Here is a 22,472-nt window from a genome sequence, read left to right on the forward strand (position 1 = left end):
GTCCTTCCAGATGTGTTCTCCGAGATCTTATTTCAAGATCTATTCGATCTAGGATATCATTCGAGCGCGTTCTGATGAGTTTCGTACCGCTCGACGTACCGCGACTCGCAGGACGAACAACAGAACTGTTTGACTTCTCCATCGACCTTCGCAGTGACGCCGTTGCCCGCGATTTCTTTCCCGCAGACAACGCACTCGAGCGCGAATCCGGTCGCCGAAACGCCGAGGGATCGACTCGAGCGATTGAGGACCGTCACGTCGTATCCGACGAGTCGCGTCAAGTCGAGTCCGGACTCGAGCCACGACCGCACGTCCGTCTCGGGGAGCGTCGCGGAGACGACAAGCGACCCGTCGAGGCCTTCGAACACGTGTTCGACCTCCTTTAACGCGGCAACTGACTCGTACACGTTACTGACCGCGTCCGGTTTCGGTTGCAACTTGATCAGGACGGGGAGGGACTGCTCGAGTCGGGATTGATCGACATCGACGGTGAAACCGCGGATCACGCCCTGTTCCTCGAGTCGGTCGACTCGATCTGAGACCGCAGGCGGCGTCAACCCGACGTGGTTCGCGATGTCGCTATAGGGTCGTCGAGCATCGTCCGAAAGGAGCTGGAGAATCTCGAGGTCGATATCGTCGAGCGAGCGCATATCGGAGATAGTGTACGGGTTCTTATTAGCGTTCCCCGCGGCCGCTGTTTGATTTTCCGTTTTCAGTCCGCGAGCGCGCCGTCCTCGAGATCGAGCCACGAACTCGCCCAGCAATCGATCTCTTCGAAGACCGGCTCGAGCGATTCGCCCTTCTCCGTGAGGCTGTAGTAGGTCGCGATCGGCGCGTCTTCTTCGATGCGGCGATCGACGAAGCCCGTTTCCCCGAGGTCGTCGAGAACTCGAGAGAGGGTTCGGGCGTTCGCGCCGGTCGAGCGCTTGAGTTCGTTGAAGCGACGCTCGCCCTCGAGGAGGTCGTGCAAGACGGCGAGTCGCCACTGCGAGCCGATCTGCTCGAGCGATTGGATGACTGGACACGCTTCGGCGTTCACTTCCTCGGCCGTAGAGTGTTTTTGAGCGGGTGACATCGTGATTACCTGGTAACCCGTATGCCTCGAAAGCGTATAGGGGTTCGGGAACGAACCAGCTAACACGAGGTTAGTGCCCTGACGGCTGTAGACTCTGCATGCACAGGCCATCGGGCCAACGGCTGGCGAGTTGGGGATAAACCGACTACAGGAAGGGTACCGAGAGCACCACAATGACCGAAACACCACCCACGACGGGCTTGCACCACGTGACGAACATCTGTACCGACATGGACGAAACCAGGAAGTTCTACGAGGAGGTCCTCGGCTTCCACACGGTCAAGATGACCGAGAACTACGACGATCCGGGGACGCTCCACTACTACTTCTCGTCGACGCCGGAGGGCGAACCGGGGACGAACGTGACCTACTTCGAGTACCCGAACTCGCGAGGGCAGCCGGGACCCGGCGCGAGCCACCACTTCGCGATGGGCGTCGAAGACGAGGAGACGCTTCTGGAGTGGCGCGAACACCTGAAAGACCACGGCGTCCGCGTCTCGCAGGTTCGGGACCGAACGTACTTCAAGAGCATCTACTTCAGCGATCCCGACGGCCTGGTGTTCGAACTGGCCACCGCGGGCCCGGGCTTTACTGCTGACGAGGACGAACCCGGAAGCGAGTTCGTCGACCCACAGGAAAGCTAACGGTGAACGACGACAGAACACGTTCCATGAACGACAATAGAGCGCGATCTACGGACGACAATAGAGCGCGATCTACGGACGACAATAGAGCGCGATCTACGGACGACAATAGAGCGCGATCTACGGACGACGAAACGATCGAAACCGAGTCCGTCGAAATCGACGTGGACACGCTCGAGGGATCGCTCTACCGCGTCCTCTCGAGCGTCGTTATTCCCCGTCCCATTGCGTGGGTATCGACGACCAGCAGCGACGGCGTCGACAATCTCGCGCCATACAGCTTTTCGACGGTCGCCTCCGTCAGTCCGCCGATCTTGCTGTTCGCACCGGTCGACGACCAGAAGGATTCCCCGCAAAACGTGGAGAAAACGGGCGAGTTCGTCTTCAACCTCGTCACCGAGGACGTCGTCGAACCGATGAACGAGACGGCCGCGACACTTCCCGCCGAGGAAAGCGAGTTCGACCACATCGGGCTCGAGCGTGCGGCGTCGACGACCGTCGAGCCGCCGAGGGTTGCGGACGCCAAAGCCGCCTTCGAGTGTACCCACCACGAAACGATCGAGGTCGGCGGTTCGGTTCTCGTCCTCGGCGAGGTCCAGTACGTTCACCTCGACCGGGACCTGCTGGGCGACGACGAGAAAATCGACGTCGCGAACGTCGACGCGGTCGGTCGGCTCGCCGGGAGCATGTACGCGACGACCCAAGATCGGTTCGGACTCGAGCGGCCGCCCTGACTGCTCGCCGGCGAGCATTTGCAACACAGTTGGGCGTTCATTTTCCGCTTGTCCGTCGAATCACCGTTTCCATCCTTGTCGCGTTTGCGAGTCAGTGCTCGGAATCGCTCGAGAGCAGGGCGTCGATTCGCTCGAGGGCTTGCAGACAGAGCGGCGCGTGGGCGGATGTGAGAGAATTCAGCTCGAATGCGATTCGACAGCGGCCGGATTCGAGGTCGTCGACACGGTGGCCGGTCGCGGGGAGCCGGGCGACGTTCCACGTCCATCGTCGCTCGCTCGGGTCACACGACGTGATGGTGAACGGCAGCCACATTCCGGGAGCGGTCCGGACGCGGCCCGTCGTCCCCTCCTCGATTCGCCGGTGGCTCGCCTCGACGTCGGTCACGGTCGGTGCCCACTCGAGCCACCGCCGGGTATCGATCAGAACGTCCCAGGCGTCGTCGGGATCAGCCTCGAGGACGTGAGACGCCTCGAGGCGGGGGCCGCGCGACGTGCTGACGGTTCGGAGTTGGGTCATGGGTACCCCTACGACGGGAGGGAAGTTGGGTTTCGGTGTTCGTGAGATGGATAATTCATATCGATGATCGGTTTTCGCCTCGTGTGCGTCGGTCACCGCTCCGGGAACAGGAAAGTTATCACTCACTAATCAAAATAGACGAACGTGACAGATTCGATCTCGAGGCGACACGTCCTCGCGGGTGCGCTCGCCCTCGGCGTCGGCGGACTCTCGCTGTCGGCCGCGAACGACCTTCTCGAGGACTTCGCGCCGTTGTCCGGCGAGGTGTGGGAGTCTGCGGATCGAACCCTTTCGGAGTCGGTACGGAGCCCGTACGGCCACGCGGACGTGACCGTCGACGACCACGGCGTTCCGCACGTCGAAGCCGACGACGAGGAGGCCGCCTACTACGCCGTCGGCTACGTGCAGGGGTTCGACCGTCTCTTCCAACTCGACCTGCAGCGGCGGTCGATGCGCGGACGGCTCTCGGAAGTCGTCGGCGAGGACCTCCTCGAGGGCGACGAGTTTCACGTCTCCATGGACTTCCTCGGCGCGGCGGAGGCGACGTGGGACGAACTCGAGGACACGACGGCTGGAACGATGCTCTCGGCGTACGCCGACGGGGTCAACGCCGCGATGGAGCGCGAGGACCTTCCACTCGAGTTCCGGTTGTTGGATTATGCTCCCCGCGAGTGGACGCCCGTCGATTCGCTGTTGATGGACAAGCAGATCGCCTGGGATCTGACGGGCAATTTCGACGAACTTCGGCGAGCGATCGTCGCGGACCGTCTCGGCGAGGACGTCGTCGAGGAGCTGTTCCCTGACCGGATGGACCACGAAACGCCGATTATTCGAGACGAAGACGATGTCGGGATTGCGTCGTCGAACGACACCACCTCCGTCGGCTCAAGCTCGGTCGGTGCAACCGTCACGGCGTGGCTCTCCCGGTTCGAATCCCCGCCGGGCGTCGGTTCGAACAGCTGGGTGGTCTCCGGCGAACACACCTCGAGTGGAACCCCGATCGTCGCGAACGATCCGCACCTCGCGTTGATGACCCCGGCGCTGTGGTACGAACAACACGTCGAAACGCCCGAAGCGTCGATCCGCGGGGTGACGTTTCCCGGTATTCCGTTCGTCATTATCGGAGCCAACGCCGCCGGCGCGTGGGGGTTCACCAACGTTGGTGCGGACGTCCTCGACTGTTACGAGTACGAGATAGACGAGGCCGGCGACCGATACAGGTACGAGGGCGAGTGGCGCGAGTTCGAGACCGAACAACGAAATATTCCGGTTGCCGGCGGCGAGGATCGGGCGCGGACTATTCGGAAGACGATCCACGGCCCCGTTATCGAGCGCGAGGGCGAGACGGTCGGCGTCGCCTGGACCGGCCTCTCGGCGACCCGGACGGCGGAGGCGATCTACGACCTCGGGCGAAGCGACGGCGTAGCGCAAGCGCTCGAGGCGCTCGAACTGTTCGACGCGCCGACGCAGAACGCGGTTTATGCGGACGCCGACGGACGAACGCTGTACGCGATGACTGGTCGGCTTCCGATCCGCAGAACCGACGGTGAGGTCGTGGACGGCAATCGGCTCTTCGACGGCTCCGCCGGCGAAGGCGAGTGGGACGGATACACGCCTTACGGAACGTCCTCCTGGGACGGGTTCGTCCCGTTCGACGAGAAACCCCACGTCGTCGATCCGGACGTGCTGGCGACGGCCAACCAGCGGGTCGTCGACGACCCCGAGCACTACGTCGGTACCGCGTACGCGGACCCGTACCGCGGACATCGCATCTACGACGTGCTGAACGAACGCGTCGACGACGGCGAGCCGATAGACCCGGAGGATCACCGCGATTTACAGCGGGATACCGTCGACGGCCGCGCCTCGCAGTTGGTTCCCGAACTGCTCGAGGCGCTCGATTCGACTAGCTCGACCGCCGATCTCTCCGACGACCTCGGCGAGACCGCCGAACTCCTCGAGGAGTGGGAGTACCGGATGGACCGAGAGTCGGAGATGGCGCTCGTCTTCGCGCGCTGGCTCGAGCAGTTCAAGCGCGTCACTTTCGAGCCCCAGTTCGGCGACGCCAATCTCGACGAGTCGTACTACCCGAGCGACTGGATTCTCGCGACACTTCCCGAAGACAGCGAGTTCTTTGCGGAGACCAGCCGGGAACGGGCGATGGTCGAGGCGCTCGAGGCAGCACTCGAGGAGATCGACGACGCGGACTGGGAGAGCTACGGCGACTGGAACACGACGAGGGCGATCGAACATCCCCTCGGCGTCGAAGCCGGCTTCCTGAACTACGAGGAGATGGCCGCGGACGGCTCGAGTGCGACGGTCAAGAACTACCGCGTCGGGTCGGCCGTGGGTAGCGGGTGGCGAATGGTCGCCGAACCTGGCGGCGAAGCGTCGGGGATTGTGGCGGGTGGCAACTCGGGCGATTTCTTTTCGCCACACTACGACGACCAGTTCGAACCGTGGCTAAACGGCGAGTACAAACCGATGGATCGAACGATCGAGGGAGAACACGAACTCGAGTTCGTGGAGGAAGATGCATGAACGGAGCGGATTCGGTACGGAGCCGGACGAAACGGGCGCGTGAGGTACTCGACCGGATCCGGAACGAACCTCTGGTTCACGTTTCCGCAGTCGCCGTCGCCGCCGTCATCGGCCTCGTCGTCGCCTCGATTCACTGGTTCGGACTCCTTCTCGGCGGAGCCTTGCTCGGACTTGTTGCACCGACGCTTCGCCGTGCTGTCGCGAACGGGGTCGCGTTCGGAGCGGTCGTTCTATTCGTCTTCGCCCTAACGCTGGGGAGTTCGGCGTGGGCGCTCCTCGAGATGACGCCGATCGTCTACATCACCGTCGGGAGCGCGTTCGGGCTCCCGGTGTTCGGATCGCTGGTACGGGGAGTCGTATAGCAGATTTTGCAAACAGCGACGTATCCTTTCTGCGTGCTAGCAGATCGAATTTTATATGTGAGTTATCTTTTATGTATTCACATGGCCGAATCGCCGCTGGAATCGAAAACCGACAGCGCCAAAAACGCGCGAGCGGAGGCCGCTCGTAGTACGGGCGCAAAAATGAAGCGATCGAACGAAACGGCCGATACCTCGAGTCTTAGTCTCGGTTGAACACGCTCTTGATCAGCGAGACGATTCCACCGTCGTCGTCACGGTCCGTGTTTTGGCCGTTTTGTTCTTTCGTCATATATCGGGTTAGAAGACGTTCGGGCTAAAAACCGTATCAATATGTTGTCTTCGAACTGCATGCCGGCGGGCGTACTGTTTTTTCCCCGTCCGCCGTACCCCGACCCATGGAGTACACGACACTCGGTACCACCGGAATGGAAGTCAGCCGCCTCTGTCTGGGCTGTATGAGCTTCGGCTCGAGCGACTGGCGTGAGTGGGTCCTCGAGGAAGAACAGAGCCGCGAAATCATCGACCGCGCGATCGATCTGGGTATCAACTTCTTCGATACCGCGAACATGTACTCGTACGGCGAATCCGAGCGGATCCTCGGCGACGCGCTCGAGGGCTACCGCGAGGAGTCGGTCGTCGCGACGAAAGGGTACTTCCAGATGCGCGAGGACGATCCGCTGTCGGGCGGACTCTCCCGGAAAGCGATCGAACAGGAGCTCGACGCCAGCCGGGAGCGCCTCGGCATGGAGACGATCGACCTCTACCAGATCCATCGCTGGGACGACGAGACACCGATCGAGACGACGATGCGGGCACTAGACGACGCGGTTCGACGCGAGAAGGTCCGTTACATCGGTGCATCCTCGATGTGGGCCCACCAGTTCGCCGAAGCCTTGCACGCGAGCGACAGCCTCGGACTCGACCGGTTCGTTACAATGCAAAACCACTACAATCTGGTCTACCGCGAGGAGGAGCGCGAAATGCTTCCGCTCTGTGAGCGAGAGGGGGTCGGCGTCCTCCCGTGGTCGCCGCTCGCTCGAGGGTACCTCACGCGACCCCACGAGGATATCGACGCGACGACGCGCGGCGAAACGGAAGAGCACATGTACGAACATCCCTACCGAGACGGAGGTGGACCGACGATCAATGAGCGGGTTCGGGAACTCGCCGACGATGAAGGCGTAACCATGGCCCAGATCGCGCTGGCCTGGTTGCTCCACAAGGACTGGGTCGACGCGCCGATCATCGGGACGACCAGCGTCGAGCACCTGGAGCAAGCCGTCGAAACGCTCGAGATCTCGCTTTCGACGTCCGATCTCGAGTGGCTCGAAGAACCCTACGAGCCTGTGCCCGTCTCCGGCCACTCCTAAAATTGTGTCCAGAGCCGTCTAAATGCCTGATATCTTCAGAATCGGTCCTTCAACGCCTCTCGCAGGGTGATACCAATATACTGTTGGGCGACATAGGAGCCCTATGAGTACTCCGGTAAAACGATTCCTCGTGATGCTCGGCGGTTCAGTCGTCAGTGCCGCGGTCCTCACCGTGTTTCTCGCACCGGAAAACGCCGTCATGGCGATCGCGACCTTCGCAGTCATCATGATTGGCGGAGCGACCCTGTCGTACGTGATCGGATTCCTCGGAACGTCCTGGGACGACACCGCCTACACGGAATACGATGAAGCCGGCGAGGCACCCGAAGATCACACTGCGGCGGCCCAGACCGACGCCGAGGAGTTTCAATGGATGATCCGTGAGGGGATCGGCGTGGCGATCGCATCGCTGTTCGGGCTCCTCCTGTTAGCGGTGTTCATGCTCGAGGAGACACGGATCGCGTCCTCGCCCGGCTTCACGACCGGAAATATCGAAACGCTAACGCTCATCGCCGTGCTCGCGGTGGCCCTGGTGGTCGTCGGCCTCTGGAGCTGGCGCGGAACGCCAGACGACAGCGGATCGACGTCTCGAGACACCGATGATACTCGCCGCTAGCTCATGAACAGGCGCCGCCCGGCACGCTCGTGGCGCATCCCCATTATCTCGGTGAGCGGCGCGAACGAAGCCATCGCGGCGATGTCGTCGTCAACGTGTCGCTCGCAGATGTCCGAGACGATCGGAAGGAGGTCGGCCAGTATCGCCTGAATATCGGTGTGACTGAACCGGCCCAGACGCTGTGTCGCACCGAGGACGCCGGTGACGAACGAGTACGCTTGTGCGAGACAAGCCTCGAGCCTCGACAATCCGCTTTGTTGGGCGACGACGCCGAACACGACCGGATAGTGACCGGGCGTCTCGCCGAGGTCGATCGCCTCGGCGTACACTCGCTCGAACGACCGCTCACCGCTCCCTGAATCAGTCGACTCATCCGTTCGAATTCGATCCCCGTCGACGAGCACGAGCTCGGACAGCTGTCTGCCCGCTTTGGTCGAACTCTCGCGAAACTCCTCGGCCATCGTCACGGCGTGAAGCCGTTCGTCGACGGAGACGAGCGCGTCGAAGTCCTCGCCGCTGGCCGCCTTGTGAGCGTTCGCGACTGCAACGGTTTCACAGGGGCCGACGATCCGCTCGAGATAGCCCCTGATGATCGCCTGTAGCTCGTCGGCGTCTTCGATGCGGTCTTCGTTGAGATACTGCTCGAGACCGTAGGACGCGGTATAGCCCCCGATCGGCAGAAACGAGTCCGAGAGACGGAGCGCGGTCAGGAACGGCGCTGGATCAGTCGCCATGGTCGTGGTCGTGACCGTGATCGTGGGTGTGGTCTGGCGCTTCGTTGTGGGAATGGTGGCGGTCGTGATCGTGCGTGTGGTCCGACTCGCCACTGTGTGTATGCTCGTGGTCGAAACTCCCACCACCGGCAGGCTCCGCGTCGAGATCGGTCACGAACAACTCCGCGTCGACGGTTACCTCCCGAACCGTCGATCCGGGCACGACGTCGACGACGACCCGCTCAACGATGTGGCGGTCGGCCTCGAGCGGCACGTACACGACGCCGTCGTCGAGCGCGAGATCCCAGTGTTGGTTCCCGACGCGGTGGCCGAGTTCGACGGCCGCCGCGAGCGATTCCGCCGTCGGCTCTGGTAGCTCGACCGCGAGCGCCTCGAGCGGTTCGAATGCGACGACGATCATTCGGTCGTCCTCGCGGACCAGAACGTCGCCGATCGACAGCGCCGGTTTGTCGAGAACGACGCCCACGTCGGTTCCGGCGTCGGTCGTCGTTCGGAACCGCGATCGCTGTCGCCGGTCCGCATCGATCACGACTCGCTCGAGCGTCCCGTTTTTCGCGTGGCGTTCTCGCTCGCGGTCGAGCTCGTCGTCGGCGTGGACGTTTCCGAGAACGCCGTCGATTCGCTTCATTAGTACCTCCGGTCGGCTGGAATGCCGACCTCGAAGAACGCCAGTCTCGTCTCGTCCCACGCGTCTCGGATTGCGTTCGTCACGTCGAGTTGGCGGTAGCCGAGAACTCGGACGACGACGCCGACCTCGTGTGGAAGCGTGGAAACGCCGACGAGCGTGGAATCGCCGTCACCGTTCCCCTCGAGCCGATCGTGAATCCGATCGGTCAACGCCTCCGAATCGCAGTCGGGAGCGAACACGTACAGGGAGCCGATCACGTCGTACGCACCGACGCTGGTCGAATCCCGCGGATCTCGCTCGTCCGGCCGGATGTCGACCGTATCGGCACAGACCAACTCGCCGTCGTGTTCGGCCTCGACTCGAGCGTGGTAGTGATCGAAGTCGAACGACTCGTGCTCGCTCAGGCCGTCGGGAACGAGGACGTCGCCGACGAGCACGATCGCGTCGTCCTCGAGATCCACGCGAACCGTCTGCAGACATCGTGCATCCTCGTTGACGATCGTCGGCCCCGGAACGTACTCGAGGTAACTCCCGGACTTGGCCTCGAGCGTCGCGTCCAGGTGGGCGTAGTTCGCCCGCATACTGTGGACCTTCGTCGCGCTCTGGGTGGTAACGTTCGCCCGCGCACCCGATCGGGCATCTATCTCCATCCGGTGACGATCTCCCTGCGCGACGCCGCCCGTCGGCTCCTGTGCGATGAGCGTCGTGAGCCCCGAAAGTGGATCGGTCTCGAGGGTTCCCGTCAGGTGGTATGGAACGTTGACGCGGTCACGAACGAGTCGGGTCTGATTCTCCCCCGAGCGAGCAAGCGTCGCCTCGAGCAGGCCGTTCTTCCCCGGTCCTCCCGCCGGTGCTTGCGCTAAGGACTCTTCGGCGTACGCCTCGAAGGCGGGCGGGAGCGCCGGAAATCGGCCTCGACGCGACTCCTTCGCACCCGTGCTCACGCGAACAGCACCTCGCGTTCGACGTGCTCGAGCACGTCGTCGATTCCCTCGCCTGCTTTGCAGTCGGTGAAGACGAAGGGGTCGTCCCCGCGGACGGCTCCCGCGTCGCGTTCGATCACGTCGAGGTCGGCGTCGACGTAGGGGGCCAGATCGGTCTTGTTGACGATCAGCAGATCAGCCTGGGTCACGCCCGGTCCGCGCTTGCGGGGGATATCCTCGCCCTCCGCGACGCTGATAACGAAGACGAAGTAGTCTGCCAGTTCGGGATTGAACGTCGCGGCGAGGTTGTCGCCGCCGCTCTCGACGATCACCACGTCCAGGTCCGGATGGGATTCGGTGAACTCGTCGATCGCCGCGAGGTTCATCGAAGGATCCTCGCGGATTCCGGTGTGCGGACAGGCACCGGTCTCGACGCCGTCGACGAGATCTTCCGGAATCATGTCGGCAAAGGATTCCCGGAACACGTCGGCGTCCTCCTGAGTCATGATATCGTTCGCGATGACGCCAACCTCGTAGTCGCGTTCGACGAGTGCCGGGACGAGGTGTCTGACGAGTGCCGTCTTGCCGGAGCCGACGGGGCCGCCAATACCGATCTTTGCAACGTCTCGGTACCCCATTTATTCGACCTCCGTTCGCTCGGTTGCCTCGAGCCCGTCTGGATCTTCGAGGTCCTCGTGCTCATCTCGCGCTTCGAAGTCGTCCAGTTCCTCGAGCTGTTCGCGCGTATCCGCTCGAATCGGGTCGTGGATCGTCACGAGCTTCGTTCCGTCGGGGAAGACGGGTTCGATCTGCACCGTGTCGACCATCTCCGGGACGCCGTCCATCACGTCCTCGCGGGTGAGGAGCTGGGTTGCTTCGGCACGAATCTCCATGACCGTATCTCCGTCTCGAGCGCGCTCACAGACCCAATCGGAGACGTACGCGACCGTTTCGGGATGGTTGAGCTTCACGCCGCGGTCCTTTCGCCGCCGAGCGAGTTCGGCCGCCATGAAGACGGTGAGCCGTTCCATCTCCTTCGGCGAGAGCATCATCGGCAGGCCACCCCGATCGGGGACGCTGTTCGTTCTCGAGTTTCGGTCCGTCCAACGGCGTCGCTGGGCCGCGGTTGTCGTTTTCTCGGTGTAGTTGAAATCTCGTTCATAAATCGTCCTAGAGCATGTATCGCTGTGCGAGCGGGACTTCTTCTGCGGGTTCGCAGGTGACGTGTTCGCCGTCGATAGCCACCTCGAACGTCTGGGCGTCGATGTCGATATCGTCGGGACAGCGGTCGTTGCGAACCATGTCGGCTTTACGAACCGAGCGCGTTCCGCTGACCGGTCGAACCGGCGTTTTCAGGTCGTAGGCCTCCCCGACGCCGTTCTCGTCGGCCGCCTCGCTGACGAACGAGACCGACAGCGCCTGCTTTGCACGCCCCTGCGCTCCGGCGCGTTCGCGGCCGATGATCGGCTCGCAGGTCATCAGCGAGCCGTTCGCCTCGCCCATCTGGGACCAGACGGGGAATCCGCCCTTGATGACCGCCTTCGGCTTGATTCCGAAGAACGCGGGGTTCCAGAGGGCGATGTCGGCCAGCTTTCCGGGCTCGAGCGAGCCGATGTAGTCGTCGATACCGGCCGTGATCGCGGGGTTGATCGTGTACTTCGCGACATATCGCTTGATCCGTGCGTTGTCTGCGTCGGTTCCCTCGTCCGCGGGAAGCGGACCGCGCTGGGCTTTCATCTTGTGGGCCGTCTGCCAGGTCCGACAGATCATCTCGGCCATCCGTCCCATCGCCTGGGAGTCGGTGGTCATCATGCTGATCGCGCCCGTATCGTGGAGGACGTCCTCCGCGCCGAGTGTCTCGGCCCGAATTCGGGATTCGGCGAACGCGACGTCCTCCGGAACGTCGGGATTGAGGTGGTGACAAACCATCACCATGTCGAGGTGCTCGTCGAACGTGTTCTCCGTGTACGGCATCGACGGGTTGGTCGACGACGGAAGCATGTGCTCGTGGCCGACCAGCTCGAGCACGTCGGGGGCGTGGCCGCCGCCAGCGCCTTCGATGTGGAACGTATGAATCGCCCGCCCGTCGACGGCGTCGAACGTCTCCTCGACGAATCCCGACTCGTTTAGCGTGTCCGTGTGGATACAGACCTGAACGTCTTCCTCGTCGGCGACCTCAAGGCAGGTGTCGATCGCCGCGGGCGTCGATCCCCAATCTTCGTGGAGTTTGAGCCCGCAAGCTCCGGCCTCGACCTGCTCGTAGAGCGCTTCCGGCCGACTGCTGTTGCCCTTTCCGTAGAAACCGACGTTCATCGGCCACTCCTCTGCGGCCTGTAAGAATCGCTGGATATTCCGCGGTCCGGGGGTGCAGGTCGTCGCCCCGCCGCCGAAACCGCCGCCGAACATCGTCGTGACGCCGGAGGCGAGTGCGTGTTCGACGAGTTGTGGGCTGTTAAAGTGAACGTGAATGTCGAACGCACCGGCCGTCGCGATCAGTCCGTCCGCGGGAATCGTATCCGTGCTCGGACCGATCACCATGTCGACCCCGTCCATCGTATCGGGGTTGCCAGCTTTGCCGACGCCGACGATTTCGCCGTCGCGAACGCCGATATCTCCCTTGCAGATCCCCAGAATCGGGTCGATGATGACGACGTTTGTAAACGCCCAGTCGAGCGTTCCGTCGGCCTGGGTCGTCCCAGACTGCATTCCCATGCCGTCTCGCATCGTTTTGCCGCCGCCGAAGACCGCCTCCTCGCCGGGAACGCCGTAGTCGGTCTCGATCTCCGCGAGCAGATTCGTATCGCCGAGTCTGACCCGGTCGCCTTCCGTCGCTCCGAACAAGTCGGTGTACTCCCGGCGAGGCATCTCTCGAGTCATTGCGATCCCTCCGACGCTCCGCCGTCGTCATCCGCCTTCGCGGCAGTTTCGGTTCCGTTCGTTTCCGTCCCAGACCCGTCTGCATTCGATTCCGCGGGAAGCTCCACGCCCAGATACCCGTTCGCTTCGGCGCGCTCGAGCGCACGTCTACGGATCTCCGCATCATCGAGCGGTCCGTTCACGAGGCCGCCCATTCCGTGGACGATCCGGTCGCCGCCGATAGCCACGAGGTCGACCGCTCGCTCGCAGCCCGGTTCGAACCTGATGGCGGTTCCGGCGGGGATGTTCAACCGATAGCCGTAGGCCTCGTTTCGGTCGAACAACAGCCCGGGGTTGGCTTCGAAGAAATGAAAGTGAGAGCCGACCTGAACCGGTCTGTCGCCCGTGTTCTCGACCGTCACCGACGTCGTCGCTCTGTCGGCGTTGATCGTAACCGGCTCTGACGCCGGGAGGAGTTCTCCGGGAACCATCGATGTCATCGAAGGGGCCTCCTCGAGTGTTCGGTTCGCTCGTTCCAGATATCGTTCATCACGCTCCCGTCTTACCAGACAAAGACCGTAAGTCTACGCTAGAATAACAATATTTGCCCATCATATCTTGGCAGAACAGTAACTACTCACTAAAAATAGATGTACATCTGATATACGTCCATATATTGGGAGAATACGACTGTACGTGTGATTTGGTCCCAAAATATATCAAAATCAACTATTGGAATTGAATCGAGGCCGGTCTGCGAACGGTCATCGAGACCGATCGTGCGGAACCGAACAGGCAAGTCCAAAAGTCCAAAAATGGAGACGCACTGTCTCACCACGGTCTATCCCCTACCTGCCCTCTTACCGGGGATGAATAGCCGTTCACGTCCGTGAGTGCCAACCCCGGAAGGATGGTAATATCCAAAAGCACTGATCGAGCGGTTTTGACATCTTGTTATTTTAGACCGGTCTTCTTTTAGTATCGATATATAGCGGTACAAACGAAACATACGCACACATTATAAGGGAAGACAATCTGTTTATTGTTACTTTACGGCTACCGCTGATGGCTTAGGATATAGTATTATCTTGAGGGAATCCTTTTATACCTCCTCTAACTCGTCAGGGTGTAGATGACTACTGGACAAACGTGGGCCCATTCAGGGAATAAGGTGTACAATAATTGTATTTGTGTGTCTGTCGACAGCTCTTCGGGTGAGGCCGATGAGTGAACAGCGCCTTTCCCGCAGATCGGTGATCGCTGGGAGCTCGGTTGGACTCGTCAGTGCAGCCGCCGGCTGTATCGAAGAAGGCGGACTTCTCGGCGGCGGTGGCGGCAGTGATGGACCGATTATCGGGGTACTCGAGGATCGTTCCGGCGAGTTCGCGTTGAACGGCGAATCGAAGTGGCAAGCAACGCTGATGGCGATCGAGGAGATTAACGCGGACGGGGGCGTCCTCGGGGAAGAGGTCGAGGTGTACGATCCCGATCCGCAGTCGGATAACGAACGCTATCAGGAACTCACTCGAGAGGCGATCAACAGCGAACAGGTCGATGCGCTCTGGGCGGCCTACTCGAGCGCCGACCGCGAGGCAATTCGACCGATCGTCAACGATCACGATCAGCTGTACTTCTATACGACTCAGTACGAAGGCGGCGTTTGTGACGAGACGGTCTTCCCGGTCGGTGCGACGGCCCGCCAACAGCTCGGAGCCGTGATTCCGTGGATGATCGAGGAGTTCGGCGACGAGATATACATCATCAACGCCGATTACAACTTCGGGAACATCTCCCAGGACTGGGTACGACTGCTGGCGGACGAAGAAGGGGCGGAGATCATCGGAAGCGAGGAGATCCCGCTCGGCGAGACCGACTTCGCGTCGACTATCAACGACATTCAGGCGGAAGATCCGGACTTCATCGCGTCGATGTTAGTTGGCTCGGATCACGAAAACTTCTACGACCAACGTGCGGACAACGAACTCGACATTCCGATCGGCTCCTCGACGACGATGGCCCAGGGGTACGAACACGAGCGGCTCGATCCGCCGGGGCTGGCCGACATTTACGTCGGTGTCAACTACATGCCGGAACTCGAGACCGAGGCGAGCGAGGAGTTCACCGACAAGTTCTACGACGAGTACCCGGACGCGGAGTACGTCAATCAGGAGGCCCAGAACAACTACTTCTCGGTCTACCTCTGGAAGGAAGCCGTCGAAGAAGCGGGAACGTTCGACCAGGACGAGGTCATCGCCCAACTCGAGAGCGGGATGGAAGTCGACGCGCCGGAAGGGACGATCGAGCTCGATCCCGCAACGCATCACATGACCCATCACATGCGTATCGGCCACTCCGACGAGGACCACAATATCACCTTCGACGAAGAGCAGTACATCGAACCGTCGTTCCTTCACGAGGTCGGCTGTGACCTGACCGAGGAATCGGAAACGACCCAGTACGAACCGTCCGACTTCTACGACGGGATATAGCATGGCAACGGATAGTTTACCGGATGCGGTGTACGTTGTCCTGCGAATCTTCTTCGAGTTTACCCACAGCTTCGGGCTTCTCGTCCTCGCGACCGTCGGACTCGCGGTCATCTTCGGAATGATGGGGATCATCAATCTCGCTCACGGCGAGTTTATTCTTATCGGAGCCTACGGGACGACGCTCTCGTTTCACGCCGGACTGCCACTCCCCCTCGCGATGGTTACCGGAGTGGCCGTGACGACCGTCGTCGGACTGATTCTCGAGCGGACCGTCATCCGGCACCTGTACGACCGACTGCTCGACTCGATGGTTGCCACGTTCGGATTGAGCCTCGTGATCATCCAGCTAACCCGGATCCTCTTCGGAAATACGACGAACAACGTCAGCCTCTCGATGGGGAGTATTAGCTACGGTCCGTACTCGAGCGGAACGTACCGCATTCTCCTCGCGGTAATCGCGCTCGTCGTCCTGGCCGTGCTCTACTGGGTTTTCACCCGGACGAAGTTCGGTCTTCGCGCGCGAGCGACCATGCAAGACGCCGAGACGGCACGCGCGATGGGTGTTAACACCGACCGAATGTACATGCTGACGTTCGGACTCGGTGCGGCGTTGGCGGGCTTAACTGGCGCACTCTTCACGCCGGCATTCACGGTCGATCCGGAGATTGGAAGTGAGTTCCTCGTCGAATCGTTCGTCACCGTGGTTGTCGGCGGACCGTCGGTGCTCATCGGGACGTCACTCGGTGGCGCACTTCTCGGGACGATCGATGCGATGTTCACCTGGATCGGCGGCTCGTTCCTCGGTGAAATTATGATCCTGATCGCCGCGATCATCGCCATTCGAATTATGCCTGAAGGAATTACCGGGCTCCTCGAGGACTGGCGACAGAAACGGAGGGAAGACGAATGAGCGTCCGATCGTCCATCGGAGCGCTCGCGAGCCGCCTTCGGGAGCCGTTCGAAGGGCCGAACACCATCGGGAACACGAACGGGTTCTGGATCGGCTTTCTGCTCACCGTGTTGCTGTTTGCCATCTACCCGATCCTGTTCGGGCCCTACGCCGCGTTGAATCCCGCACAGTTTCTGGTCTTCGCGCTGCTGGCCGTCAGCCTCACGTTCATCTGGGGATTCTGTGGCATCCTGAGCTTCGGTCAGGTTGCGTTCTTCGGCGTGGCCGGCTACACGTTCGGTATCGTGACGATCAACATCCCAACATACACTGGCGCGACGCTGGGGATCATTATCGCCGTCGCGGTCGCTACGGCCTTCGCCGCGGTGATTGGGTACTTCATGTTCTACGGCGGTGTTCGCGACGTCTACGTGACGATACTTACGCTCGTCGTCGCGCTCGTCCTCCACACGTTCATGGAGCAGACGGCCGGTTCCCAGTGGACCATCGGCGAGGCACACCTCGGCGGATACAACGGAATGAACGTTCCCCAGGACCTCGCCGTCGGGTTCGGTGAGACCGGGGTCGCGTTCGACGGCGTGGCACACTACTACGTCGTCTTGTTCACGTTGGTCGTTACCTACCTCTTGTTGCGCGCGGTCGTCAACAGCCGCTTTGGCTACGCGATGGTCGCCACTCGAGAGGACGAAGCCCGAACGGAGATGTTCGGCTACAACACGACGTTCATCAAACTCGCCGCGTTCACGGTGGGCGGCGCGATCGCCGGTATCAGCGGCGTTCTCTTCGTCACCTGGGGGGCCTACATCAATCCGAGCCAGTTCGAACTCGTCGCCGCCACGATGCCCGTCATCTACGCGAGCATCGGCGGTCGAAAATCGTTCGCGGGGACGATCCTGGCCGCCGTCGCGATTCAGTATCTCGAACTGCAACTGACCGGCGAGTGGGCGTTCGTCATCGTCGGATCGTTGTTGGTGCTCATCATCCTCACAATGCCCGACGGAATCGCGCCACGGGTCAGAAACCTCGTCCTCGCCGTCGGCGAGTGGCGTTCGAACCGCGACCGATCCGAGCAATCACCACCAGCAGAGGAGGTATCCGATTAATGGCTACTAGTGATCCAACTGTCAAGACGACCCAGGCCGTCGACGAAACGGGAAGCGGAACCGATCGCATACTGCAGACGCGAGACCTTCGAAAACAGTTCGGTGGACTCACGGCAACCGACGACGTGGATTTCGCTGTCGAAGCGGGCGAACTTCGCTGTCTCATCGGCCCGAACGGGGCCGGCAAGAGCACGTTCCTCAACCTCATTACCGGGGTGCTCGAGCCGACCGCCGGATCGATATACTACAACGGGAGCGATATCACCGACCTGGAATCCCACAAACGGGTCGACCGCGGAATCAGTATCAAGTTCCAGGTGCCGAGTCTCTACCAAGAGTTTACGGTCCGCCAGAACGTTCGGATCCCGCTCCAGCGGGTGGCCTCGAGTTCGGAGTACGAATCACGCACCAGGGAGATACTCCAGCGGTGCAACCTCGAAGACGAGATCGATACCGTCGCGTCGTCTCTCTCGCACGGCCAACAGCAGCGACTCGAGATCGGGATGGCGATGGTTCTCGAGCCAGACCTCATGCTACTGGACGAACCCGTGGCCGGTCTCTCGGTCGAGGAATCCGCAGACATCGCCGAGTTGCTGACGTCGATCAACGAAACCGACGGCGTCGCATTCATCGTGATCGAACACGACATCGATTTCGTCGAATCCATCGCGGATCGTGTGACGGTGCTCCATCAGGGCGGCATCTTCACCGAGGGAACGATCGAGGACGTCAGGGCCGATCCCGACGTCAAGCGAATCTACCTGGGGGAGGAACACTGATGCTCGAGACCGAACACCTCGGCGTCTCGTACGGGAAAACGCCGATACTCAGGGACGTGAACATCTCGATCGAGCAGGGAGAAATTGTCGGTATCATGGGCAAAAACGGCGTCGGGAAGACGACGCTCGTCAAGGCCCTGATCGGCCTGTTAGACATTAACGAAGGTCGAGTGACGTTCGACGACACCGTGGTCGCCGACGCAACGGCCAATCGGGAATCGTTCTGGCGCGCGGAGGCGTTCCCGCAGGGGGTCGCTTCGACGCTAGCAGGGACGCCGATCAGCAACGCACCCGGACGACTCGGCGAGTTCTTCCCGCTCGCAGCGGAATTGACTCCCGACGTGACCGCAGACCAACGCGCACGTGCGGGAATGGGCTACATTCCTCAGGGCCGAGACGTTTTCCCCGAACTGACCGTCGAGGAGAACCTCGAGATGGGCGAGACGATCAACGGCGATGCCGGCGAGTTCCAGTACGACGCCGTCTACGAGTTCTTCCCGATTCTCGAGGAGCGCCGTACGCAAGATGCGGGGACCCTGAGCGGCGGTCAACAACAGATGCTCGCCATCGGCCGCGCGCTGATCGGCAATCCGGATCTCCTGTTGCTCGATGAGCCCTCCGAGGGAGTCCAGCCGTCGATCGTGCAGGATCTCACGAGGGATCTCGAGCAGGTCAACGAGGAGCTCGGAACGACGATCCTCTTCGTCGAGCAGAACCTCCACGTCGTCCAGAACCTCGCCGAACGCTGTTACGCGATCGACAAAGGAACGATCGTCGACGAACTCGGCCAGGATCGACTCGACTCTCGAGATGCAGTAACCCAGTATCTCGCGGTCTGAAGCCGACAAAATGCGGCCGGCAGCGTTTCGAGCGGTTCGTCGATTCTCGTTATAGATCCCACTCTTCTCGAGCGTAGGCCATCTCCCAGAACTGGTGCTCGAGTCGGGCACAGGTTAGGAACGCCTCCTCCATCGCCTCGTGCTCGCCAGGGTACCGTTCGCCGCACTGATCGACGAACGTTCGCATCCAGTCGACGGCCTCGCGAAAGTCGTCGCTGGTGTACTTTTCGATGAACGGCGTGTAACGGTGTTCTTCCGGTGCGATCTCCGCCATGTGGTCCGCGATATCAAGATACCCCTGTCCGCAGGGGTAGATCGCCGCCGCGATTTCCGCCAGCGATCCCTCGTGGGCGGTCCGGACGAGGTAATTCGTGTACGCGATACAGGTCGGCGATTTCTGCACCGACTCGAGTTCCGCCCGATCGATGCCGTAGTCGGCGGCGAACTCCCGGTGAAGATCCATCTCGTAATCGAGAACGGTGTGTGCGACCTCAAGCAAGTGTGTCATCGTCTCCTCGTCGCGGGCCTTCGTTCCGGCGATCGCAAACACGCGCGCGTAGTCGAGCAAATATCGGTAGTCCTGTCGAACCCAGGTAAGAAACGCTTCCTCGTCGAGTTCACCCGTCGCGAGTTCTCGCACGAACGGATGATCTTTCTGTGCCTCCCAGATGTGGTCGCCGGTCTCGAGTAGCTGATCGCTGAACGCCATTAGCAGACAGCAAGCCCCTCCAGCGTAATATAATTGGCCACTATAATTGGGTTATATCTCGCTGTCGATCGAACCACGTCTCGATCGGTGACGGACAGTCGAAAACAGCGCTGGGACGGTGAATTGCTCACCCTCGAGGGGCGGGCTTCCCGTTTCGACGACACAAATTGGAAGAGACTCAGGAAAGTCGCGCCGTGAGATCCGCCTCGGTAATGATTCCGATCGTTTCGCCCGCCTCTGTGATCATGACGGCCTTATAATGCTCGAGGAGGTTACTGATTTCGTCGAGGGTGGCGTCCTTCGAGACCGTCGGGAAGCTCTCGCTCATGTGGTTGTCGATGGTTTCGTCTCGGGACTCCGAATCGAGGTGAACCAGATCGCTCTGGCTGATCGATCCGACGGGAATGCCGTCCTGGATAACCGCGAGTTGCGAGTACGCTTCGGACTCCATCTTGCGCGCGGCCTCACTGATCGAATCGTCGGGTGAAACGCTGACGACGGCCTCGTTCATGAGGTCCTCGGCGCGGATCACGTCGCTTTCGGCCTCCTCGAGGGCGGTGACGATTCGACGCAGCGTCGAGAGCCGCGGGTCCACGTCCCCGCCTTCGATCCGGGCGATCAGCGGTTGGGAGACGCTTGCCTTCTCGGCGAGTTCACTTTGGGTCAGCCCGAGGTCGGTACGGCGCTGTCGGAGGTCCGCGGGCGTCGGTAGCTCCATACGGCTAAATAACTACGGGTTATAGAAAGTCTTTGGGTCGTGTCGACTTTTGGGCGGTAGTTATTCGTCGTCGTCGGCTTCGGTCTCGAAGACTTCGACCACCGACAGGGGGACGTCACGGAGTGCGCCGCCGATCTCGCTCTTGGCGATTCGAGAGGCGTGTTCCTCGCCGTCGGCGTTAAACACGTCCATCTCGAGGGCGAGACCGACGAGTGCGGTGTCCGCGGCGATAAACGCGGAGTCGAACGGTTCGCCGCAGGCGGGACAACCCGTCGCGCCGACTTCGACTTCGACATACTCCATGTTCTCCTGATTGAGTCGCTTTCCGGCTTCGCTTACTGCGACACCGATTGCGTCGTCGACTTTGCTGACATCACGAACGAGCCATGCAGCTTCCATCGCGACGAGATAATTGCTCATACCATCCAAACGTGGTGGGGGGTTTCCTCTCTTGCGATTCCGTTCTCGACGATTTTCCTCCGATCTGCGGGTGCGGACGAGAGTTAGATGATGAGCATAACTTATGAGAATCACCCGGAGTGAATCCGGTCAGGATAGCCGTAGTTCGTTTCGAACGCTCCTTTGGTTGTCCTCTCTACAACCTCAGTTGAATCGCAAGACAGCGCCGACCCGAAACGGAGCGAAACGATCGTCACTGCGGAGAAAGACACAAAGACTTATATACTCCCTCGGCCTGGGCGACGATGAACGCTGATGAAATCCCGCGTACACAACGCCGCGCTGTTCGCAATGTATCAACTGTGCATTGTCGTCGGTATCGCCGCAATGCCGCTTGCAATCGTTGCTAACCAGATCGGTCTCAACTTCCCCCTCCACCGGGTCCTCGCAAATGTCGGTGAGGCCCTCGAGAAGGCCCAGAAATAGGCAGAAGACGATACGGAAACACCAAATCGACCACCGAAACCGAACAACTGTACCGACCTCGACACGATTAAGCCGCCACCGCGGATATCACGATTTTCCGAGCAATCACGTTTTTTCCGGGCAATCACGTCTTTTCCGAGTACTTCGACCCACGAAGCGACAGCGCTCCCGTCTGCTATCCGTTCGAGAACAGTCGATATCATCTCGGAAGCGGAAACGAGAGTGGTGACCGCCGATGTTTTATATCGCCCCGGTCGTTAGACACCTATAATGCGAACACCAACACGCGACTCGGAGTTCTCCCGGACGGTCGACCAGTTGGCAGACGACACGGACCCGTACGGGCCTGAGCTCGGTTCGATGCCCCAGAACGATCTCTCGCGCGCCGACCTCGACAACGTCAACAAGACAGGGACGACGACGATCGGAATCACGACTGCCGACGGCGTGGTTATCGCGACGGACATGCGCGCCAGCCTCGGCGGCCGCTTCGTCTCGAACAAAAACGTCCAGAAGGTCGAGCAGATCCACCCGACCGCCGCACTGACGATGGTCGGCAGCGTCGGCGGCGCACAGTCGTTCATCTCGAGTCTCCGCGCGGAGGTCAACCTCTTCGGGACCCGCCGCGGCGAGGGGATGAGCATGAACGCGCTCGCGACGCTCGCCGGAAACTTCGCTCGAGGCGGTCCGTTCTTCGCTATCCACCCGATTCTGGGCGGCGTCGACGAGGAAGGAAGTCACGTCTACAGCATCGATCCGGCCGGCGGTGTCATGGAAGACGACTACACCGTTACCGGGAGCGGAATGCAACTCGCCTACGGGCACTTAGAACAGACCTACGAAGAGGGTCTCTCGAACGACGAGGCGACGACCATCGCGGCCCAGGGAATCAAGTCCGCGGCCGAGCGCGACACAGGCTCGGGTAACGGCGTCTTCCTCTGTGAGATCACCGAAGACGGCGTCGACATTCAGGGCCACAACGACTTCGAAGAAGTCATTTAGAGCAGACGGGTTTTGCGTTCGTTTCGAACACCACAGAC

The 22,472-nt window shown here is 61.1% G+C and carries 26 protein-coding genes; 13 read left to right on the forward strand and 13 right to left on the reverse strand.

Annotated features, from left to right (window positions below):
* Positions 1-56: 56 nt before the first annotated feature.
* Both ACYQ14_RS03090 and ACYQ14_RS03095 read right to left on the reverse strand, forming a co-directional pair.
* On the reverse strand, positions 57-650 hold the full coding sequence (locus tag ACYQ14_RS03090; RefSeq protein WP_459884724.1) for a winged helix-turn-helix transcriptional regulator: 594 nt from the start codon (positions 648-650) through the stop codon (positions 57-59).
* Positions 651-712: 62 nt separating this feature from the next.
* Positions 713-1,075: a winged helix-turn-helix transcriptional regulator gene (locus ACYQ14_RS03095; RefSeq protein WP_459884726.1), complete on the reverse strand. Its 363-nt coding sequence runs from the start codon at positions 1,073-1,075 to the stop codon at positions 713-715.
* A gap of 173 nt (positions 1,076-1,248) precedes the next feature.
* Here ACYQ14_RS03095 and ACYQ14_RS03100 point away from each other — a divergent pair, with 173 nt between their 5' ends.
* Positions 1,249-1,719 carry a VOC family protein gene (locus ACYQ14_RS03100; RefSeq protein WP_459884728.1) on the forward strand — a complete coding sequence of 157 codons (471 nt, stop codon included), beginning with the start codon at positions 1,249-1,251 and terminating at the stop codon, positions 1,717-1,719.
* A 26-nt stretch (positions 1,720-1,745) separates the two neighbouring features.
* Positions 1,746-2,453, forward strand: coding sequence for a flavin reductase family protein (locus tag ACYQ14_RS03105; RefSeq protein ID WP_459884730.1), 708 nt, complete (start codon positions 1,746-1,748; stop codon positions 2,451-2,453).
* 91 nt (positions 2,454-2,544) lie between these two features.
* Here the strand turns inward: ACYQ14_RS03105 and ACYQ14_RS03110 are convergent, their stop codons facing one another.
* Complete coding sequence (locus ACYQ14_RS03110) at positions 2,545-2,970, reverse strand: SRPBCC family protein (protein ID WP_459884732.1); 426 nt, start codon at positions 2,968-2,970, stop codon at positions 2,545-2,547.
* Between the two features lie 144 nt (positions 2,971-3,114).
* On the opposite strand from ACYQ14_RS03110, the gene ACYQ14_RS03115 reads away from it, so the two are divergent.
* From ACYQ14_RS03115 to ACYQ14_RS03130, 4 genes are all read left to right on the forward strand, one after another.
* Positions 3,115-5,511 (forward strand): penicillin acylase family protein, encoded by a 2,397-nt coding sequence (locus ACYQ14_RS03115; RefSeq protein WP_459884734.1) that lies wholly within the window; start codon positions 3,115-3,117, stop codon positions 5,509-5,511.
* Complete coding sequence (locus tag ACYQ14_RS03120; protein WP_459884736.1) at positions 5,508-5,873, forward strand: hypothetical protein; 366 nt, start codon at positions 5,508-5,510, stop codon at positions 5,871-5,873. Before ACYQ14_RS03115 ends, ACYQ14_RS03120 begins: the two co-directional genes overlap by 4 nt.
* A gap of 395 nt (positions 5,874-6,268) precedes the next feature.
* Positions 6,269-7,243: an aldo/keto reductase gene (locus ACYQ14_RS03125; protein WP_459884738.1), complete on the forward strand. Its 975-nt coding sequence runs from the start codon at positions 6,269-6,271 to the stop codon at positions 7,241-7,243.
* 103 nt (positions 7,244-7,346) lie between these two features.
* Positions 7,347-7,859 carry a hypothetical protein gene (locus ACYQ14_RS03130; protein ID WP_459884740.1) on the forward strand — a complete coding sequence of 171 codons (513 nt, stop codon included), beginning with the start codon at positions 7,347-7,349 and terminating at the stop codon, positions 7,857-7,859.
* On the opposite strand, the gene ACYQ14_RS03135 is transcribed toward ACYQ14_RS03130, so the two are convergent.
* From ACYQ14_RS03135 to ACYQ14_RS03165, 7 genes are all read right to left on the reverse strand, one after another.
* Entirely contained in the window at positions 7,856-8,593 is a 738-nt protein-coding gene (locus ACYQ14_RS03135; RefSeq protein WP_459884742.1) for an urease accessory protein UreF, read from the reverse strand. The genes ACYQ14_RS03130 and ACYQ14_RS03135 overlap by 4 nt on opposite strands.
* Entirely contained in the window at positions 8,583-9,221 is a 639-nt protein-coding gene (ureE, locus tag ACYQ14_RS03140; protein ID WP_459884744.1) for an urease accessory protein UreE, read from the reverse strand. Before ureE ends, ACYQ14_RS03135 begins: the two co-directional genes overlap by 11 nt.
* Complete coding sequence (locus tag ACYQ14_RS03145; protein WP_459884746.1) at positions 9,221-10,165, reverse strand: urease accessory protein UreD; 945 nt, start codon at positions 10,163-10,165, stop codon at positions 9,221-9,223. Before ACYQ14_RS03145 ends, ureE begins: the two co-directional genes overlap by 1 nt.
* Positions 10,162-10,782: an urease accessory protein UreG gene (gene ureG, locus ACYQ14_RS03150; RefSeq protein ID WP_459884748.1), complete on the reverse strand. Its 621-nt coding sequence runs from the start codon at positions 10,780-10,782 to the stop codon at positions 10,162-10,164. Before ureG ends, ACYQ14_RS03145 begins: the two co-directional genes overlap by 4 nt.
* Complete coding sequence (locus tag ACYQ14_RS03155; RefSeq protein WP_459884750.1) at positions 10,783-11,196, reverse strand: urease subunit gamma; 414 nt, start codon at positions 11,194-11,196, stop codon at positions 10,783-10,785.
* Positions 11,197-11,314: 118 nt separating this feature from the next.
* Positions 11,315-13,021: an urease subunit alpha gene (gene ureC, locus ACYQ14_RS03160; protein WP_459884752.1), complete on the reverse strand. Its 1,707-nt coding sequence runs from the start codon at positions 13,019-13,021 to the stop codon at positions 11,315-11,317.
* The gene (locus ACYQ14_RS03165; protein WP_459884754.1) at positions 13,018-13,500 is read right to left on the reverse strand and encodes an urease subunit beta; all 483 of its coding nucleotides are present in this window, start codon (positions 13,498-13,500) and stop codon (positions 13,018-13,020) included. The genes ureC and ACYQ14_RS03165 overlap by 4 nt, the downstream gene beginning before the upstream one ends.
* Before the next feature lie 723 nt (positions 13,501-14,223).
* On the opposite strand from ACYQ14_RS03165, the gene ACYQ14_RS03170 reads away from it, so the two are divergent.
* Genes ACYQ14_RS03170 through ACYQ14_RS03190 form a run of 5 tightly spaced genes read left to right on the forward strand, consistent with a single transcriptional unit; the run spans position 14,224 to position 19,120 of the window.
* Positions 14,224-15,489, forward strand: coding sequence for an urea ABC transporter substrate-binding protein (locus ACYQ14_RS03170; protein WP_459884756.1), 1,266 nt, complete (start codon positions 14,224-14,226; stop codon positions 15,487-15,489).
* Between the two features lies 1 nt (position 15,490).
* The gene (gene urtB / locus ACYQ14_RS03175) at positions 15,491-16,399 is read left to right on the forward strand and encodes an urea ABC transporter, permease protein UrtB (RefSeq protein WP_459884758.1); all 909 of its coding nucleotides are present in this window, start codon (positions 15,491-15,493) and stop codon (positions 16,397-16,399) included.
* Complete coding sequence (locus ACYQ14_RS03180) at positions 16,396-17,502, forward strand: ABC transporter permease subunit (RefSeq protein ID WP_459884759.1); 1,107 nt, start codon at positions 16,396-16,398, stop codon at positions 17,500-17,502. The genes urtB and ACYQ14_RS03180 overlap by 4 nt, the downstream gene beginning before the upstream one ends.
* On the forward strand, positions 17,502-18,281 hold the full coding sequence (locus ACYQ14_RS03185; protein ID WP_459884761.1) for an ABC transporter ATP-binding protein: 780 nt from the start codon (positions 17,502-17,504) through the stop codon (positions 18,279-18,281). Before ACYQ14_RS03180 ends, ACYQ14_RS03185 begins: the two co-directional genes overlap by 1 nt.
* A complete protein-coding gene (locus ACYQ14_RS03190) occupies positions 18,281-19,120 on the forward strand; it encodes an ABC transporter ATP-binding protein (RefSeq protein ID WP_459884763.1) in 840 nt (279 codons plus the stop codon). The genes ACYQ14_RS03185 and ACYQ14_RS03190 overlap by 1 nt, the downstream gene beginning before the upstream one ends.
* 49 nt (positions 19,121-19,169) lie before the next feature.
* Here ACYQ14_RS03190 and tenA read toward each other — a convergent pair whose 3' ends face one another.
* The 3 genes from tenA to ACYQ14_RS03205 form a co-directional block, all read right to left on the reverse strand.
* The gene (gene tenA / locus ACYQ14_RS03195) at positions 19,170-19,829 is read right to left on the reverse strand and encodes a thiaminase II (protein WP_459884765.1); all 660 of its coding nucleotides are present in this window, start codon (positions 19,827-19,829) and stop codon (positions 19,170-19,172) included.
* Between the two features lie 178 nt (positions 19,830-20,007).
* On the reverse strand, positions 20,008-20,547 hold the full coding sequence (locus ACYQ14_RS03200; protein WP_283833998.1) for a CBS domain-containing protein: 540 nt from the start codon (positions 20,545-20,547) through the stop codon (positions 20,008-20,010).
* A 60-nt stretch (positions 20,548-20,607) separates the two neighbouring features.
* On the reverse strand, positions 20,608-20,967 hold the full coding sequence (locus tag ACYQ14_RS03205; protein WP_459884768.1) for a DUF555 domain-containing protein: 360 nt from the start codon (positions 20,965-20,967) through the stop codon (positions 20,608-20,610).
* Between the two features lie 294 nt (positions 20,968-21,261).
* Here ACYQ14_RS03205 and ACYQ14_RS03210 point away from each other — a divergent pair, with 294 nt between their 5' ends.
* Together ACYQ14_RS03210 and psmB are read left to right on the forward strand one after the other, a co-directional pair.
* A complete protein-coding gene (locus ACYQ14_RS03210) occupies positions 21,262-21,432 on the forward strand; it encodes a hypothetical protein (RefSeq protein WP_283834000.1) in 171 nt (56 codons plus the stop codon).
* 270 nt (positions 21,433-21,702) lie between these two features.
* Complete coding sequence (gene psmB, locus ACYQ14_RS03215; protein ID WP_283834001.1) at positions 21,703-22,434, forward strand: archaeal proteasome endopeptidase complex subunit beta; 732 nt, start codon at positions 21,703-21,705, stop codon at positions 22,432-22,434.
* The last annotated feature ends 38 nt before the right edge of the window (positions 22,435-22,472 follow it).

The organism is Halostagnicola bangensis (genome assembly GCF_054653435.1).